The sequence below is a fragment of the Dyadobacter sp. AC419 genome (assembly GCF_979253085.1).
Genome location: NZ_CEEDCD010000003.1, coordinates 200,989 through 218,719 on the forward strand (window position 1 = coordinate 200,989; position 17,731 = coordinate 218,719).

The following is a 17,731-nucleotide window of genomic DNA, read 5'->3' on the forward strand; positions in this document are numbered from 1 at the left end:
TTATCGCTGCATTATCGGTCACATTATCGCTGCATTATCGGTCAAAAAGGTATCAAAAATGCGGGTTGAATCGCTCAAAAATCGCGTTTATTGGCTTTTGTTAAACGAATCGATAAGAAAGTCATTAAAGTCATTGTGATTTGGGTATAATAACTGTGAATGGTTGCGGACTGATGAACTGTGTTTTTTTATTTTTTCGACCGATCGCAACCCGGCATCATCGTTATCTAGAAAGCAGTTTACAACTGTGTTTTCGTCGATATGTGAAAACACTTGTTTCAGGTTGCTCGTCGTATTTAGAATGATCGTTGTTACTGATGGCTGATCCTTTCCAAAAAAACGAAGAGCAGATAAAAAATCAAAAAATCCCTCGAACAGACATAGAGCATTCGTGCCCCTATCAATCGTTGTTATCCCGTTTTCTGTCTTCCCTTTAAAGCCAAGGCCGTTTCTTAGATCGAAACCGGAATTATCATTTTTAAAGCCAACAGCAAAATAGTGTTTACCATCAATTTCGTAGTGCACCTCGCTCAAATATCTGAAAGCATGTTTTAATAATACTCCACGGCTCGTAACATAACGAATCAATGCCTTATGCCTGAGTTCATGAACGCTGGTTATCGCGATTTTCCGCTGACGGTCTTCAGAATCAATTTTGCCGCTAAAAGAAAAGGAATGAGTACTCGGAAAATAAGTTGTAAGCAAGATTTTTACTGCATCAATGAAGCTGCAATTTTCAATTTGTTGAACCAATCTGATGGCATCACCTTCATATCTTCATTGCCCCCAAAATCGTTATAACTATTTTTGCCAACATTAACATAGAACGAAGGTGAACTTTCATTCCGTAGCGGTGATAAGTACAACAGCTCCCCCTGCAAGTCGAATTGGTTCAAAGTTTTTTGATTTTAGGTAGTCTGCAATGGGTACATTTCGCGCCTGCGTTAATTGCTCCTCACTGAAGTTATTTGTACTTTTCATATTTGTGAATGCTGATGAACGTGATCTAGAAAATATAATATCTTTTTTTAAACATTTTACATTAATACATTACTACAAATCCTTATTAGTTACTGATTATAAGACCGTTAGATTCTTTTCTTTTAGCGGCAAAAAGAGTACTACGACCTACCTACAATCCAAAAATTCCTGACCTGTATTAAGTATGTAGTAACCTTGTAGTAATGAAAGAAATATTAATCTTTACTACACATAAACTACTGGAAGACAGGCTTTTTTATTTCAATTGTATTAATGTTGGTATGAGAATTATCAAAATACTCAATATGCGATGCGTTTTTGAGGCGAATGAAATACTTTAAAGTAGGATAATTCGAGTTTATCCTTGTAGAGCTTTTCTTGTATCCAAGACTGGTAAGTGCCCGACCAATGCTGATATTGGTTAATCGTACTTTACTATTTACAATTTGGTTAAGAGCGGGACTCGATGTCTGTGGGAGTTACGACCAGTGCATCCATATCCTTCGAGTCAGACGGCTCAAAATATTTTTGAATCAAATCAGATTCCGGAGTGGATTTTTGGAAATCCTTATTATACCGTTCTACCTCATCCATTTCATCTTTTGTGAGTTCTCCTTTCTCACCAGCTTTCACCAATGCATAGACCTGTGACCATACTTTGTCAATATCAACATTCTGCTTATAACCAAGTGAACCGCCGTTGTCATGTTTAATTGTGTCTATTTCTGTAACTATCCAGCGGACATTTCCTGTGGGATTCGGAAAGAAATTCTTGGTCATTTGTTGTGCCGAAAAAACTTGCCCTACGTATCTGGATAACATCTTTTGTTCCATAATGAGGGCGAACTTTGGCATCTGCTTGTGAAAAAAGAGACTTGATTTTGTTAGCATCAGCTTTATTTAAGTCGCGTAATTCATCGATGTTAATCATGAAATTTTGACTGAGTGCTAAATTGCTGTCCTTGTGATCCAGGGGAGGATTCTCTTTATAATAGCCCTGTTCTCTAATATTGGTGGACAAAGAAAACGTATGAAGAAACTTTTGCCAGCATTTTGCCCACCTAACAAGACAAAGCATTGTTTATTAAATTCGATCTTTCGAAGTGCACATGCGACAGTGCGAATAAGATGCTTACGCAACATTCGATTAAACCACTGTTGCTTTGACTTTTCCTTCACAATCACATAGCTACACAACTCTTCGATGTAATCATTATCGCCTGTATTCCAGGTAGGTAGATTTTCAAAGTAATAGACAAATGGATTAAAGTCAATCGCAAACGTTGATGAAAGAAGTAAATCATCAAGTATTCCCTTAAATCCTGTTTCACCTCCTATATCTTGTAGAGCTAAACGTATATCAGCTTTCAATCTATCATCCACACTGCGCCACTCAGCTCCCTTGAGATCACGGCATTCCGTTTCTTTAGTCACCACATTAAATCGAAATTCATAAAGGGATCTAAGAGTGTTTTCTGACCGTATTTACTTTATTGCTTTTTCCGTCTGGCTGTTGTTTTTATTTTTTGGTTTAAACTGTTGTTAGTCATATCTTTACACGGTTGTTACGTTTTGCCACGTATTGTTGAAATAAGGTTTGGATCTTTTGTTTAAGAAAATTCCCCGTTTAAGGCCGGGGAATTTTTTAGTTAATCTTGTTGCATAAAATCTAATTGTTTTACCAATTAGGCACGACCCGTAAGCTCGTCACAAACATCATCAGTAGAATATAAAAGCACTCTCTCAGTAAGCACTTTTTCAACCGCTTCTCGTTTAATTAATTCTAGTATCACGTTTCGTTCCGCATCATAAGCCCTACGTGATAATTCCTCCATCATTTCCAGATTGTTACAGAATTCAGTTTCGATGAAGTTATAAAGAGCTTTAAAGCATTCTTTCGAAACGTCTTGATTTCTAGCCATGGTTATGTTTTTTTGTGATTAGAGTAAAAGTTAAAAATTGACAAATTGCCGATTATTTGAATTGTTTGTTTATACGGCTTTAAGCGGTTTTATAGTTGCTACTAGGCTACCATCGCCACCATCGCCTAAAAATTTCGAAAAGTCTCTTACGACCATTTCCGGCTGTATGTGCGCGATAATGATCCAATGTCATTTGGACATTGGAATGTGCCAACATTGCCGAAACAGACAATGCCGGGACACCTGCTTTCAAGTAATGGGTGGCAGCTGTATGTCTCGCAATGTGAGTTGTCAATCTCTTTCTGAATACCCAGAACCAGGGCAACTTGCTTTAAGTGTTGATTGTATTTTTGATTTGTTCTGACAGGAAAACAGACACCATATTCCCGGCATACTGAGTAATCTTTATATTTAGCCAGCAGTGCAAGTGCTGCCGGGACCAACGGACATACTTGGAGAACATTAGTTTTCTGACGCGGAATTAAAATACAAAATTTACCGTCAACGGTCGAGATGTGTTTCGGTGTAAGGTCTAACAATTCCCTGTAACCCAGACCAGTATAGATTTGAAAGAGAAATAAGTCACAGGACAAGTGTAAAGCGTCACTAGCAAACGTTGCGCATTGCAACAACCCAATTTCTTCTTCGGATAGAAAATCCCGCTTTTTTCTTTCAAGTTTTTTTCTGTAGTTCATGAATGGATTTCTGTAATCCATTCATTTTCAACTGCATAATTTAAGATTCGTCTTAGGTGTGTAACAATCCGACAGGCCACATTCTGAGAAAGTGAATATCTATTTTTAAGCCATAATAGAAAATGAATAGCATCAGCGGGAACGATATCGTCTATACGCGGATTGGTTCCAAACTTGTGCGATATCCATCGTGTACAATGCCGATTCCAGACCTGCAATTTGTCATAGGAGCCCTTTTGCAAATCTCCCGTGTGTAGGAGTCCTAATAAGACTTTTTCATTGAACTGCTTCATGCATTCCAACAGGCCGGGTGTGTTCTCGACATAACTACCTAGCGTTGATGCCTTAATCAACTGTAAATCGACAGGGAGAGAAGCAAGTTGTAGTTGAGATGCGTATGCCTCAGCTTTATGCTTTAATGCAGTTAGAGACTTAGTCCCTTCTAGATTTCCTGTAATATCGCAGATCTTTGATCGAAATCCCGTGGGGATGCTTTGATACCTGTGCTAAAAGCAAGTCTATTGCGGCCAAATCTGAGCCACATGTACACGTACCCAAGTTTGTCGATAGGCATCTTTTCTACTTGTCGAAGTCCAAATGAAACAACGAATGTAGACCGGGTAGACCGTCCACCATTCTGTATATGTTTTCTTGCTTGGGTAATATTATAAGCGAGTTCGGAATTTCTTAGCTTTGCCATTGATTGTAGTAGTTTAATTTTGAAAGGATTAGGCCAATGCATTCTGCCCGGGACTATTACCAGTAGTTTCCGGGTTTTCTTTTTTTAGAAACTCTTCAAGTGGAATTCTGAAGTAGGTTGAAAGACGCCTTGCCTCTGAAACAAGCATCTCTTCTTGCCCCTTCGCCAGTTGCCAAAACCTTATTCGATTAATCCCAACATTGTCGTAAAAGACTTTTGTAGGTCGAAACTGTAATGCCTCGTTTGATTCGTAACGGGCTATTGCTCTTTGCAGAGCTGATGATGAATTTTTATTAGTGTCCATACTTTTTGACAATTAGTTTCGGCAAAAATGGACTATATAGTTCATTTTACCAAATAATAAGTCCATTATATTTTACATATTAGTCCTTTTTTATTAACAAATTGGTCTGTTACACTTTGACTATGGACATTACCCAACGAATTAAAACACTCCGTGAGATACGGGGATTCAGGCAAATAGATATTGCCAATAAGTTGAATCTTGATCCTTCGTATTATGCCAGGCTGGAAAAGCGAGAGAAGCGAAATGACACTTGATCAGCTAATCAGTATCGTAGATGCATTGGAGGTTAACATGTCTGATTTCATGGCAGACGACTATTCAATGCTAAAAACTGGGGCAAACTCCTGAATCAATTGGCGAAATGGCCGTCGAAATGCACAACTTGTGCGTTGGACATACAGAAGACTTCTATGGTGTTTTCCAAACATGGGTTGAGGCCAGCTTTTCAATAAGATTTGATACCCTGTCTGGCGAGGGTATTGGATTTGATGAGGTAGTTGACCGGCTTAACAATCAGCAGTTCAGAATGGTGTTTTTCGCTTTACTTGGCTATGTTCAATTCACTCCACCTTGGTTTGGTGATTGGCACAGAAAGCTCTACAGGGCGCTCGCTCCTTACTCAGACGCTGAAAGAAGGTTCTCCTATGGCCGTACCGGCAGAAAGAGGCAAGTATGAAAAAATTAAAGTAATTACCACCGTTAATTTCTTTAAGAACTTTCAAATTGGCATAAGATGACCTGGAAGAGGAATTGATTTTGAAATTCCAGAATATGGTTTAGTGCCTTTTCTATAATCGCACGATAACTATATTGAGACAAGAAGGCAACAACGGGCAAATGCCCTAAAAGTGAGCTTTTGGAAGAAGGTAAATATCCCTTGGCGTCAATACGCTTAGACCTTCTCATGGTCGGGACAGCTGCCTTAAATCAAAGAGCGGGTCAACCTCTTAATAGCGTCTACGGCTTGCGTAAGGCTCTTAAGAGAATATGGTCAGTACCGGGGTTAGGTATTACAAATTAAGCAATTACTTAGTAAGTGCTTCTATTTCCTTTATATGCCTATATTCCATGTTTGTCCAGTCTTGAAGATATTTTAGGGCGGAATTTGGTTAGTTCCTCCGCATTGCTTATTAATGCTGCTGACCTGTTAATTGGATCAGCATTAATAAGCCTTGGCTGTTGCAGTCTTTCATTGTGCTTTATGGATAGCTCCTCTCTTTCCATATGCCTTTTATGTAAAAGCTGATTTTCTCTCTTCGGCGTGAATACGACGTAATTTTGATAAGTTGGCTTCCATAATATATAAATTTTACTGCGAACCGATTTTTGCAAAAATTCTATACCAACTACATAGCATCGAATGGTATCTATGCGTCTTTGAAAAGAGAGTAAGCCTTCACCGCTAACATTTAGTCAAGAATAAGCTGCAATCCTCAAGGCTTGATTTGGGCAACTCATACATATAATTCCCTTACAACCGATTGTTCATTATCAAGTATGTGGTAGTAAAAAAAGCTCCTGCTCGCACTTTAAATGGCTATTAATCAGTGATTTATCCGATTTCCGGCAAACTGACCAGCAAAATTTTGTAAGCAGATGCTGCATACACAAACTAATTTATCTCTCTTAAATAGCTTAAAAACAGACGGTTAAGCACCCTGATTGTAGACCCTACGTGACCACTTAGTTCAATACTAAAAAGCATCAAAAGGCCTGTAAATCAATGATTTACGGGCCTTTTTTTTATCAAAAAACACCAAAAAATATAGATTTTCTCAGTGTTTTGGTGAGCATCTGGTGAGACAAGCAAAAGGGACAGAAAAAGTGCTCACCAGAATCGTCGTAAATGACTGTATCATACCTGTTTACGGCGTAAACATCTTGATTTTTGGGTGGTTGCAATCGTAAGTTTATATCAACCATTAAAACAGATTGCTATGTTAGACAAACAGGTTTTCGATGCTTTTTTCATGCCTTAAGAAAAAAGAAGCAACTACGTATCCGGCTCGCTGCCCATTTACATTCGGGTTTCGATTGGAAGTGAAAGATTTGAGCTGGCTTCAAAGCGGGAATGCGGGCCCGGAAAAGTGGAATGCAGCTGCTGGCAGGAAGAACGGAACGCGGGAAGACACAAGGTTGCTCAATGCCTACCTTGATACCTTCCAGGCAAAAGTTTATGAGGCGCACCGGCAATTAATGGCCACAGGTAACGAAATTACCATTGAAGCCTTGAAAGCATCGGTCACGGGAGTTGCTGAAAAGAAAATCATGTTCCTCGAAAAGTTTGCCAAGCACAACGCCCGGCTCGTTGAATTAAAGGGCACCGACTATGCGCATGGCACCATTTTGCGGTACAATACTTCGTACCAGCACTCCAAGGAATATATCAAATGGAAATTCAAGTCAGAGGACATTGAGATTGAAAAACTGAATTACGAATTCATTACTGACTTTGAGTTTTGGCTTAAAACCAAAAAGAAGTGCGGGCATAACACCACGATGCGCTATTTGGGCTACTGCAAGAAAATTGTTCTCGGTTTGATCAAAACAGGATTACTGCCCAGAGATCCGTTCTTTGGACACAAGTTGCACAAAAAAGAAACGAACCGAGCTGCACTTTCAGAAAAGGAGCTTAAAGTGATCGCCAATAAAAGATTCCCATCTGCCCGACTCTCACAGGTGCGGGATATTTTTCTTTTCAGCTGCTATACTGGGCTGTCGTATGTGGATGTGCAGAAACTCACCCGTTCGGAAATTACGGTCGGCCAGGATGGCGAGCAATGGCTGATCATCAACCGGCAGAAAACAGATTCTCAATCCAGAGTGCTACTCTTGCCCGTACCGTTGCAGATTATTGCCAAATACGAGAATGAGCCGCAATGTGAGATTACCGGAAAACTGCTACCCGTATCGAGCAACCAAAAAATGAATGCTTACCTGAAAGAGATCGCAGCTGTTTGTGGCATCGACCGGAATATTTCATTCCACATTGCGCGGCATACATTTGCCACAACAGTTACACTCTCAAATGGTGTTCCAATGGAGAGTGTGTCCAAGATGCTAGGGCATTCCAATATTCGGACGACCCAGATTTATGCTAAAATCGTCGATAGGAAGATCAGCGAAGATATGAGATCGCTTAGGGAGAAATTATCTAAATAGTTTTTTTTCTTGGAAGTCAGGGCATAAGTAATTTACACAAAGTAAAAAGTGACGGCGTTTATCCCCTTGGCTGCAAAGCCGGGAGGCGGTTTAAGGAGCGGCGAGAGCCGGGGGCGCCTAGCCGGGGGCGCTTAGCCGGGGGCGCCTAGCCGCGGTAAATAGCTTCCTGGATTTTCAGTCGTCACTTTTTGCTTTGTAGATTTCGTTGCGCTGAGTTGCAAAATGATATATTCATTTGCCATTCGTATGCCTACTCGAAGCACTCCTTTACTCCATTAGCTTTCTCATTATTCAAACTACTGTTGGTGACTAGTGTCGGGCAAATAAGATCAGCTCACTTAATCTCAAGTGGTTTACAAAATGGCTCCGTGACTCCCCAATCCTTGAAGCTGAGGCGCATTGCATACTTTCCAGGCGTAATGTTGGCGGGCAAAGAATAGGCGGGATAATATAACACGAATGCGGCATCAGCGAACACTCGGTCTTCCCGGATCTGGGGCGTCAATTCGTACGTTGCCCCGTTACCGACAAGCCGAAGTTGGGGCAACTGATCTGTGGTAACGGGAGAACTTGATCCGATTCTGGTAAACATCGGATAGGGGTTAACGAAAATCTCTTTGCCCGGTCCGGACACCACGGGCTCAAATTGGCCTGCATCCAGCGCAATGGCGGTTACTTCTTTGGAGAATTCAGACCATACCTGCTGAATTCCCTTTGTATGCGGTTCATTGGAAATAGTATATATATTCTTGGATATCAATTTATTATCTTCATAAACACCCACATAGTAATTTCCATCCTTAGTATTATCCGGAATTTTGAAAGCGAGTTTCTGAGTTCCTTTATATTCAGTTTGAATGCCAGGTCCTTCACTGAAAAAGTTTTGTAATTTGATCTGATATTTTTTTTGAGGCAAAAAACAACCACCTACGATATTCAATCCGACGCTTTTAGGGACGCTATTCCACCATGTCGACAAACTGTCAATAGCAGCTCGAACAATCCATTCAGTTAATTTTTGCTTTTCGGGAATCTGATACTTTTGTTCCTTGTAAACGATTGACAAATCGATACTTTCAGAAGGGACCAGTTTGTAAGCATCGGCAAATTGAAATAGATTGCTTCCGGTATTTCTAATTGCCGGTTTGCCGTTTTTTAAATCGCCTAACCATGCGCTCATTTCTCCTACTTCGGAGGGTCTTTCCGGAACCGTGCCCATTCCGCGGTCAAAAAACACATCTGCAATGCAGGTACCATCCTCATTCAGATGCAGTTTTTCGCGCAGGTGTGCTTGAATTTCTCCTTCGACGTCCACGTATATTGTATATGTGTCAAATTGCTGCGAATAAGTATTCATAATATTCATTGGAATCGGTTTAAAGCCTCGAAAACCATACGTTTTGATAGGGTCTTCCGAGCTGACAATTACACCATCGATCAATTCCATTTGAAGCCGAATTTCATCGGAATCGTACGTTGCTGGCAAAACAATCTGAATTGTCCTCGCAGAATGATCCATAGTTACCTCTTTCGCCCCGTTAACCGTTAATTTTCTCAGATACGGCCTTTCCAGCGAGGTTGGCTTTAACGGTTCACGGTTCTTTTCACACCCCACGATAGCAGCGAAAAAAAGTACACTCAATATTATTTTTATACGCATTATTTTCCTGATAAATAAACCGTCGTTGTTCTGCCTATTCCTTATTTTTTTTACCAAGTATAATAGAAATGTTTCCTGCAAAGTAACTGGATTAGGGGAAATTTGCCACTAATCCAGTCTGCAATTTGTATTGAGTAATGCTGCCCGACTGCATCGTTAATTTTTTTTGCTACTCGCCACCCTTGACGGGTGACAACAAAGCATCAATAAGCGATATAGTATGGTGTTGATCAATCGTCATGGCATGGTGAAAATTCGATGAAGTACCTGGTTGCCCTGCATTCATTTCAATCATCGGAGATTTCTGCTGATGAAGAGAAAAAGGATGGTCAGCCCAACGCTCGGCAATCCCTTTCCCGCTATACTGGTTGCTCAACGCGCTTCCATTCGATGCACATTTCGTTCGGTAAAATATGCATGTGATCCCATATTGATATATATCACCGCAACGATTGATTCGTCAGCGCATTGTCTGCTATTTCTTTTGTTTCGTCAAAATATTTCGAATTAAGCTATGAGCCGCAAGGCGAATAGCAGGGGTCCAGGGGTTTTCCCATGGCCAGCCGCCGGGGAGTCGCTTTTTGCGACGTACCGGCGATAGCTGGCTGTGGAAAAACCACCGTGGTTCCCGAAAATGTTTGAGTTTGTTTGTCTTTGTTTGAAAATGTGAATTGAACTAAAGAAGGGTTGACCCTTTGTGGCTCTGTCAGGGAGTGTACGCTGGACGCGAATCTTTTCTCGGATACTGAATAAATCTTCGAGGGCAGCTTCCGGATAATTTACAGGCTTTTCGATGTAAGTTACGACGCTCACCACATCTAGATAGCAAAGTCAAACGAAGGCGGTGGACTAAATTGAACTTCAAAAGCTCTCACTTACAATTCCGAAATATCGCTACCTTGTTAAGAGAATGCAAGTGACTGTGGAAGCTGTCCCCAGTTGCGGGTTGTTAGCAGCAATAAAATATAGCTACCATGAAAATGTTGGTGCGTATATGCTTAGTAGTGCTATTGTCCTCAGGCAGGAATATAGCCCAGCAATACCCCGTTCGCTTTGAGCAATTAACTACTCGAGGAGGGTTGTCAAACAATTTTATCAGCGCAATCTGCCAGGATAGGGAGGGGTTTTTGTGGTTTGGCACTGCTGATGGCCTTAATAAGTTTGATGGTTATCAGTTTACGTCTTTTCAATTTGATCCAAAGGCCGGTAACAGCAGTTTGCAACACACCATTGTCACCGATGTTCACGAAGACCGAAAGGGACGGATCTGGGTTGCAACAATGGGTGGCGGTTTGCACCAGGTTGACAAGCGTACTGGCAAAGTAACTGCTTATAATCAGCTTCCTGGGCTTTCTTATTATTGGAATGTTCACTTTAATCTCTTCGAAGACCGGAATGGCTTTTTATGGCTAGGCACTCCGCTGGGCCTGCTGCGATTTGATACGGCTACAAAAAAATTCAGTCAGTTTCCGATGGAGCGGGTAAACCACATTATCGGACAGGATGCCCGGGGAGACCTTTTGATCGAGGTGAAGTCACGTGGGCAACTCTTTCGCTTCAATCAGCAAACAGGCATTTTTACTCCCATTGTCATTCAATTGCCTAGACTTACACATAGTCCGGATGTTTGGCGGAGAGCAGCCAGTGGAAGACAATTTGCATTGCCGTATCAGGCTGATAAACCTGTGAGCCCTTATGCATTCCTATTGGACAAATCGGGCGAATTGTGGATTGGAACGGAAGGTAACGGGTTATTTAGAACAAAAATTACCGGCGATACGCTGACGCCAGCTGCCTATAATCCGAAAGGCCTTTTATACCAAACCATTTATGAAAGTGGCATTTTTGGGGATGACACCGGATTAATCTGGATCTCTTCACCCAAAGGCCTACAAAAAATTGATACTAAAACGAATGCGCTGGTAACATATCAATCTGATCCCGCCAGGCCCGGTGGTCTGAGCAGCAATGATGTGCGTGCTATTTTTCGCGACAGAACTGGCACGGTTTGGGTCGGCACCGACAATGGAATCAATCAGCTCCAGGCACATCCCAAAGCATTTCAGACCTATCCTGTAAATTTGCCGCAGGCTCCGATCCGGCTGCCGGAATATAGTTTTCAGGCAGTGCTGGAAGATCGTACGGGAACAATCTGGCTGGGGAGCCTTCAAAAGGGACTTTACCGCTGGGACTCAGCTAATTTAAAACTGGAACACATTTCAGCGGATCCGGACGATCCGAAATCATTAACCAGTGAAGGTGTTTCGACTCTTTTTGAAGATCATGCAGGGCAGATATGGGTCAGCACCAAGGAGGCATTGCATCGGTTGGACCGGGCAAGCGGCACTTTTACCCGATATCCTACGAAGGTTCCTACCATGAGCATTGATGAAGATCGTAACGGCAAAATTTGGATTGGCGGGTCGGTCGGATTGAAAGGAGCAATCGGTCGCTTAGACCCAGTCACTGGCGAATGCCAATATTTCACGTGTGATGTTTTAAAACCCGAAAGCGAAGCTACCCTGACGCCAAATCGTACGTTAAGTCACTTTCTGATTCTGGATTTGCTGGTCAGCCGAACGGGAGACATTTGGATTGCCACAGCCCAGGGACTTAATCGGCTTAACCCGGCCACGGGAAGCTTTACTTACTATCAAGCAGGCCGCGCCCATTCGCCAGGCAAGCTTACCGACAATTGGGTGCGCGCACTTTATGAGGATGAAAAAGGCATTCTGTGGGTGGGCACCAATCATGGTGGACTGAATCGCTTTGATCCGCAAACGGGGCGGTTTTCTTATTTTACAACGAAGGATGGAATGCCTTCTAACCAGGTGGTCAGCATTGCGCCGGACAATCTTGGGAACCTTTGGCTGGGAACGGGGCATGGCATCAGCCGGTTCAATCCTGTTTCTCACCGGTTTCGGAATTTTGATGTGCGTGACGGTCTGCCCGACAATGAGTGCAATCTGGGCAGCGTGCATAGCAGGCAAGGTCGGTTGCTATTTGGCACGATCAATGGCGCGGTTGGCTTCGACGCTGCGCAAATTCAGCAAAATACAGTCATTCCACCCGTGCATTTGACCGGTCTGACCGTTCAGGAAAAAAGGCAGTCTATTCCGTTAGGCGCGCTGGAACTGACCTATGATAAAAACTTTCTTTCATTTGAATTCGTGGCCCTCAATTACAACGTCGCGGAAAAGAACCAGTATGCTTTCCAGTTAGTGGGACTAGACAAGGACTGGATCTATTCTGGTGACCGTCGCTTTGCCCGCTATACTGACCTGAGGCCGGGGTCGTACACTTTCCGCGTGAAGGCTTCGAACAATGACGGTGTCTGGAATGAGACGGGTACCTCGCTTCGTGTGATCATTCATCCGCCATGGTGGAAGATGGGTTGGGCGTATGCGTTATACGCCATGTCGATCCTACTGCTGATCTGGCTGGCCCGGCAGCATTTGATCAACCGGGAACGGCTTCGCAACGAATTAAAGTTTGAACGGCTTACCGCCGAAAAATTGCAGGAAGTTGATAAACTTAAATCAGATTTTTTTGCCAACCTATCCCATGAGCTTCGCACGCCGCTGGCATTGATAAAAGGAACAATTGACAAACTAAAAGCCGAATCAAGAAACCCGCAGGAAGCAGATTATCAACTGATTGATCGCCAGGCCGGACAGTTGCTTGATATGATTAACCAGCTGCTTGACCTTTCTAAACTGGAAGCGGGCAAATTAACACTGACCTTGCAACCTATTAACCTAAGTTCCTTCCTGAAAGAACTCGTCGGATCATTTGTCGCTTTATTCGAGTCGCGCCAATTGGTTTTTCGCTACACATTGCCGATGCAGCCTGTTTGGGTGAATGCAGATCCGGACAGTTTAGTTCGCATTCTTTCAAATCTGCTGACCAACGCAGCCAAGTTTACGCCACCCGGTGGTCAGGTGCAATTTTCAGCTTTTATGGAAGAGCTTCAGAATGACACGCCCTGTCTGCGGGTTGTTGTGCAGGATACGGGCATTGGTATACCTGCTCATCAACTACCAAACATTTTTGATCGTTTCTTTCAGGCTGATAGCTCCGTTACCCGTGGCTATGAAGGTGCGGGGATTGGGCTAGCACTGGTGAAGGAATTGGTGGAACTTCATAAAGGGGTAGTCAATGTGGAAAGTACCTCGGGGAAAGGCACCGTTTTTACGCTTAGGTTGCCATTTTGCATTGTTGAGCAACAACAAGAAATTAGCCCGGCGGCACCGGAGCTTCCAATGCCGACTAGTCCGGCTGTCCAGAATAATATCCCTGACGGTGTTGGACAAAAAGCCCAAATGCTCATTATCGAAGACAATGTCGATTTGCGAAATTTCCTGGTGGATTGCTTTACCCCGATCTACCGAACAATGGCAGCTGACAATGGTCATGATGGCTGGCATCTGGCTCTAACCCACTTGCCTGATCTGATCATCAGCGACATCATGATGCCGGGAATGGATGGAATTGAACTATGCCGTCGCCTCAAGACGGATGAGCGGACGAGCCATATCCCCGTGGTTTTGCTTACGGCCAAAACTGGCATTGAAAGCAAATTGGCTGGCCTGGAAACCGGTGCTGATGACTATTTAACCAAACCATTTGACCGTCAGGAGCTACTTACGCGGGTTAAGAACTTAATGGAAGGCCGCAGACAATTGCGCGAACGGTTTCGCAGGCAACTCGTGGTACAACCTTCGGAGGTAACCGTTACGTCAACAGACGAAAAGTTTCTGCTAAACGTTTTTGCATTACTTGAAAAAAACCTGGCCAATACGGATTTCGACGTGAGTGTTTTTTGTCAGGAAATCGGCGTGAGCCAAACCCACCTGCACCGAAAATTAAGGGCCTTGCTTGGACAATCAGCCAATGAATTGATCCGGACGTTCCGGTTGAAACGAGCTGCTGATCTGCTAAGCCAGCAACACGGCAATGTGAGCGAAATTGCATTTATGGTAGGCTTTACCAATCCAAATTATTTCACAAAATGCTTTCGTGACCAATTCGGCCAGACTCCGTCAGAATATACCCGAATGCATGCGGCTAATTCAGTGACAAAGTAGGCCTCCTCCATACTACTGACCTGCAAAATATTCCCATTTCCCTACAAATTTTGACCATGGTCGATTGTTACTGCACCGCGGCTGGTTTCGTCTAACGGATATCACCGGCATTGAATAGGTTTGAGCATTGAAACATTTTTCACATGCAAGCAAATCGAAAATGCTATGGCCGCTCGAATCATCAATCCATTTAATGAACCTGACAAGGAAAGCAAGCCGGTCAACCGCCGGACTGCATTAACTCAGCTATCCGCATTGGCGGGCGTTGCTGCCTGGCCTAGCAAAACTGTGACTGCACAGGCCCAACCGAACAACAATACGCCATTATCCACTAAAAAGCGCGTAAGGAAAATTGCGACGGAGGAAGCTTTCATGATACCCGAAGTAGCGACTGCCGTGCGAGACATGGTGCGAAAGGGCGGTTCCAATTTGGATATCAAATTGTTAAAAACGGTTTTTGACAGCCCAGCCGCTGTACCAGACCCATCAAAAGCCCCGCCGCCCGTGTCAAACAGAGATGCCGGTGCACGTCTACTCCTCCCCAACTTATTGGATCTGGGTTCTGGCCGGATAGCCAATATGGATGCCAATGGCGTGGATATGCACCTGCTTTCGCTGAGCTTACCTGGTGTACAGCTTTTTGAAACAGACCAGGCAGTTGCCCTGGCCCGACTTTCCAATGACCAGTTAAGTGAAGCAATCCGCAGGCACCCGAAGCGTTTCGCCGGACTTGCATGCTTTGCTCCTCAAAACCCGCAGCAGGCTGCGAAAGAAATGGAAAGAGCTAACAATACGCTCAAACTGAACGGCTTTTTGGTCAATTCGCACACGGGGAATGGATATCTGGATGAACAAAGGTTTTGGCCGATCCTGGAAGCAGCCGAAGCTCTGGGCGCACCGCTCTACATTCACCCACGGGCCCCGTCTGACGGTATGGCCGCACCTTTTCAGGATTACCGGCTGGAAGGCGCCGTTTGGGGTTATGGCATTGAAGCTGGCACGCATGCACTGCGGTTAATGCTGAGCGGAGTATTGGACCGCTTTCCGAAACTGCAAATTGTACTAGGCCATATGGGTGAGGCCTTGCCCTTCTGGCTTTGGCGGCTCGACTTCATGGCTGCGCCGGGAGCGCGCGCGGGTCGGGGTAACCAACTCAAACCGAGCGAATATTTCAAACGCAATTTCTCAATCACGACAAGCGGCGTGGAAGATCCCCTGGCACTGCGTTTCTGCATAGATAAGCTTGGTATTGATTCCATTATGTGGGCAATTGATTATCCTTTTCAACCAACCGCTCCGGCTGTTAATTTCATTGAATCCGCACCACTAACTGACGACGAACGTATGAAAGTGGCCCATGGTAATGCGGAGCGCATCTTTCACATTTCGGCATGAGCGGTAGGTAAACCTTGGCTTAACATTTCTAGCAGTATTGAGAAAAATTAAACAAATTGTCAATTGAAACGAGACCATTTTTCCAGAAGATAGTGTGTTTTCAGTATCTAAAAACGACCCGAACCTCGAATCTTTTCACTTGATTTTTGAGGCAAAATCTTGTCAACGAGCTACTTAAATTTTATCTTTACCTATCGTTTGCACCAATCCCAAAATCAGGTGAGCAGTCGGTGAGCAGCCCTTTTGAGCTACATTTAGGCATTGAAAATCAACAGGTTATAGCGTAGGTTCGAAGCCCTACGTGACCACTTAGTTCAACACTAAAAAGCATCAAAATGCCTGTAAATCAATGATTTACAGGCATTTTTGTTTGTAAAAAAACACCAAAAATACAGGTTTTCGCAGTGTTTTGGTGAGCATTTGGTGAGCAGGAAAAAGGAACCAAAAAAGTGCTAAGTACAGAAAAGCAACGGTTTGAATGAATCCGGCTGTGCATTAAACCGGCCAACTCTTTCGGAACAGTAAAGCAGACACTACTTTTTCGGTTCTTTTCTGGCGATCGAGACAGATTCTATTACATATTTTCGATCGGGCGAACTTCCATCAAGGTACCGCATGCTTATCATCGGATTGGCAGGATTTCTATAAGTAAGCGGTTCAAAAAGTAGCGGTAAGTTCTTAATCAAAATATTGCCGCTTTTTTTGAGAACGCTCAGATTATATTTGCCAGACCCGCTCATATCAAGGTAAACAATAAAGAAATGAGACTCATTCATGGGAATATTTCCCAGCTCGCGCCGGCCATCGCGACCCAAATCCTGCACTACGCTTAGCGTACCATTAGCTGAAAGATAAAAACGTGCAATAAGGGCCCCAAAACCGTCTGTCAAATCAATCAGCAGATCGTCCCCTGATCCGGAATGGGTGGCGGTAAAATAAAACCACATAGGTTTGGCAAAACCGGTAGGAATGCCTTTAAAGCTTATGAATTGGTTGTGAGCGGTTAAATCCGGGGTATTTACTTGTGTAAAACTGAGCGCCTTTTCACTACCTGACGCCACAATTTTGATCCGGGGTTGCAGAACGGGATCATAATTTACTGAATCGCCAACCGGATTGCCCGGAAGGTTTTTGACCGGCAGGCCGCCAACAGCGTCACTTTCAAAATTTGCAGACAAAATGGCGGTAGATTTGCAAGACGCAAACAGGGATAGTGCGGCAACGATTACCAGGCACGTTAGAAAACCTTTCATATCAAACATAGTTTAGTTTAGATATGAAATGTAGAACATTAAATTGCTGATATTCAGAGTACTTTTACTTATATGAGTATTCGGCATACTTTATTCCATCGCCGCTGATGTCCAAACTAATGTTGACATTTATAAAAAATTATGACCATGACAGATCACCTAACTCATTTTGCTCCGGAACTGCATATTCCCAATGGGACAACTGAAATTGATTTCTATAAGAAATTCGGAGCAACTGAAAATTTTTGCCTTCGTAACGATGATGAAAGCATTCACGTAGCTGAATTAGAAATTAACGGGGCAATTTTTCATGTGCACGAAACAATGCGTGACGCGCTTGAACCTATAAGTGCCAAAGGAGTGACAACGATTATCGGATTGTTTGTTCCTAATGTAGACGAAGTAATGAATAAAGCCATTCAGGCGGGAGCAACAGAAATTAATCCTGCAACAGATCATGATTATGGGTATCGACAAGGAATGTTTAAGGACCCTTTCGGACACTATTGGCAAATACAGAAAAAAATCTAAATGAACAGAGCATGGCCATGCAATTCTTTTTGACAAAT

15 protein-coding genes are annotated in these 17,731 nt (G+C 43.2%); 5 read left to right on the forward strand and 10 right to left on the reverse strand.

The window, feature by feature from the left end:
• Positions 1–87: 87 nt before the first annotated feature.
• The 7 genes from AC0IYG_RS01345 to AC0IYG_RS01375 all read right to left on the reverse strand — a co-directional run bounded on the left by AC0IYG_RS01345 (position 88) and on the right by AC0IYG_RS01375 (position 4,602).
• Complete coding sequence (locus tag AC0IYG_RS01345; RefSeq protein ID WP_471709227.1) at positions 88–753, reverse strand: toprim domain-containing protein; 666 nt, start codon at positions 751–753, stop codon at positions 88–90.
• A gap of 678 nt (positions 754–1,431) precedes the next feature.
• On the reverse strand, positions 1,432–1,761 hold the full coding sequence (locus AC0IYG_RS01350; protein WP_471709228.1) for a hypothetical protein: 330 nt from the start codon (positions 1,759–1,761) through the stop codon (positions 1,432–1,434).
• A complete protein-coding gene (locus AC0IYG_RS01355) occupies positions 1,691–2,002 on the reverse strand; it encodes a VapE domain-containing protein (protein ID WP_471709229.1) in 312 nt (103 codons plus the stop codon). Before AC0IYG_RS01355 ends, AC0IYG_RS01350 begins: the two co-directional genes overlap by 71 nt.
• Positions 1,930–2,418 (reverse strand): hypothetical protein, encoded by a 489-nt coding sequence (locus tag AC0IYG_RS01360; protein ID WP_471709326.1) that lies wholly within the window; start codon positions 2,416–2,418, stop codon positions 1,930–1,932. The genes AC0IYG_RS01355 and AC0IYG_RS01360 overlap by 73 nt, the downstream gene beginning before the upstream one ends.
• 248 nt (positions 2,419–2,666) lie before the next feature.
• Entirely contained in the window at positions 2,667–2,903 is a 237-nt protein-coding gene (locus AC0IYG_RS01365) for a hypothetical protein (protein WP_471709230.1), read from the reverse strand.
• Positions 2,904–3,009: 106 nt separating this feature from the next.
• Complete coding sequence (locus AC0IYG_RS01370; RefSeq protein ID WP_471709231.1) at positions 3,010–3,228, reverse strand: tyrosine-type recombinase/integrase; 219 nt, start codon at positions 3,226–3,228, stop codon at positions 3,010–3,012.
• A 1,098-nt stretch (positions 3,229–4,326) separates the two neighbouring features.
• Positions 4,327–4,602: a hypothetical protein gene (locus tag AC0IYG_RS01375; RefSeq protein ID WP_471709232.1), complete on the reverse strand. Its 276-nt coding sequence runs from the start codon at positions 4,600–4,602 to the stop codon at positions 4,327–4,329.
• Between the two features lie 364 nt (positions 4,603–4,966).
• On the opposite strand from AC0IYG_RS01375, the gene AC0IYG_RS01380 reads away from it, so the two are divergent.
• Both AC0IYG_RS01380 and AC0IYG_RS01385 read left to right on the forward strand, forming a co-directional pair.
• Positions 4,967–5,281 (forward strand): hypothetical protein, encoded by a 315-nt coding sequence (locus tag AC0IYG_RS01380; protein WP_471709233.1) that lies wholly within the window; start codon positions 4,967–4,969, stop codon positions 5,279–5,281.
• Between the two features lie 1,283 nt (positions 5,282–6,564).
• Entirely contained in the window at positions 6,565–7,767 is a 1,203-nt protein-coding gene (locus AC0IYG_RS01385) for a site-specific integrase (protein ID WP_471709234.1), read from the forward strand.
• Between the two features lie 334 nt (positions 7,768–8,101).
• Here AC0IYG_RS01385 and AC0IYG_RS01390 read toward each other — a convergent pair whose 3' ends face one another.
• Complete coding sequence (locus AC0IYG_RS01390) at positions 8,102–9,286, reverse strand: hypothetical protein (RefSeq protein ID WP_471709235.1); 1,185 nt, start codon at positions 9,284–9,286, stop codon at positions 8,102–8,104.
• 310 nt (positions 9,287–9,596) lie between these two features.
• Complete coding sequence (locus tag AC0IYG_RS01395) at positions 9,597–9,803, reverse strand: hypothetical protein (protein ID WP_471709236.1); 207 nt, start codon at positions 9,801–9,803, stop codon at positions 9,597–9,599.
• A gap of 703 nt (positions 9,804–10,506) precedes the next feature.
• On the opposite strand from AC0IYG_RS01395, the gene AC0IYG_RS01400 reads away from it, so the two are divergent.
• Both AC0IYG_RS01400 and AC0IYG_RS01405 read left to right on the forward strand, forming a co-directional pair.
• Entirely contained in the window at positions 10,507–14,514 is a 4,008-nt protein-coding gene (locus AC0IYG_RS01400; RefSeq protein ID WP_471709237.1) for a two-component regulator propeller domain-containing protein, read from the forward strand.
• A 165-nt stretch (positions 14,515–14,679) separates the two neighbouring features.
• The gene (locus AC0IYG_RS01405) at positions 14,680–15,909 is read left to right on the forward strand and encodes an amidohydrolase family protein (RefSeq protein ID WP_471709238.1); all 1,230 of its coding nucleotides are present in this window, start codon (positions 14,680–14,682) and stop codon (positions 15,907–15,909) included.
• Positions 15,910–16,442: 533 nt separating this feature from the next.
• Here the strand turns inward: AC0IYG_RS01405 and AC0IYG_RS01410 are convergent.
• The gene (locus AC0IYG_RS01410; RefSeq protein ID WP_471709239.1) at positions 16,443–17,162 is read right to left on the reverse strand and encodes a hypothetical protein; all 720 of its coding nucleotides are present in this window, start codon (positions 17,160–17,162) and stop codon (positions 16,443–16,445) included.
• A 141-nt stretch (positions 17,163–17,303) separates the two neighbouring features.
• Between AC0IYG_RS01410 and AC0IYG_RS01415 the strand changes: the two genes are divergently transcribed.
• The gene (locus AC0IYG_RS01415) at positions 17,304–17,693 is read left to right on the forward strand and encodes a VOC family protein (RefSeq protein ID WP_471709240.1); all 390 of its coding nucleotides are present in this window, start codon (positions 17,304–17,306) and stop codon (positions 17,691–17,693) included.
• The last annotated feature ends 38 nt before the right edge of the window (positions 17,694–17,731 follow it).

Coding starts and splice junctions, on each gene's coding strand:
- AC0IYG_RS01415 (WP_471709240.1), top strand. CDS start 17,304: ATGACCATGACAGATCACCTAACTCATTTTGCTCCGGAACTGCATATT.
- AC0IYG_RS01390 (WP_471709235.1), bottom strand. CDS start 9,286: ATGGATCATTCTGCGAGGACAATTCAGATTGTTTTGCCAGCAACGTAC.
- AC0IYG_RS01385 (WP_471709234.1), top strand. CDS start 6,565: ATGCTTTTTTCATGCCTTAAGAAAAAAGAAGCAACTACGTATCCGGCT.
- AC0IYG_RS01410 (WP_471709239.1), bottom strand. CDS start 17,162: ATGAAAGGTTTTCTAACGTGCCTGGTAATCGTTGCCGCACTATCCCTG.
- AC0IYG_RS01380 (WP_471709233.1), top strand. CDS start 4,967: ATGGCCGTCGAAATGCACAACTTGTGCGTTGGACATACAGAAGACTTC.
- AC0IYG_RS01365 (WP_471709230.1), bottom strand. CDS start 2,903: ATGGCTAGAAATCAAGACGTTTCGAAAGAATGCTTTAAAGCTCTTTAT.
- AC0IYG_RS01405 (WP_471709238.1), top strand. CDS start 14,680: ATGGCCGCTCGAATCATCAATCCATTTAATGAACCTGACAAGGAAAGC.
- AC0IYG_RS01350 (WP_471709228.1), bottom strand. CDS start 1,761: ATGACCAAGAATTTCTTTCCGAATCCCACAGGAAATGTCCGCTGGATA.
- AC0IYG_RS01375 (WP_471709232.1), bottom strand. CDS start 4,602: ATGGACACTAATAAAAATTCATCATCAGCTCTGCAAAGAGCAATAGCC.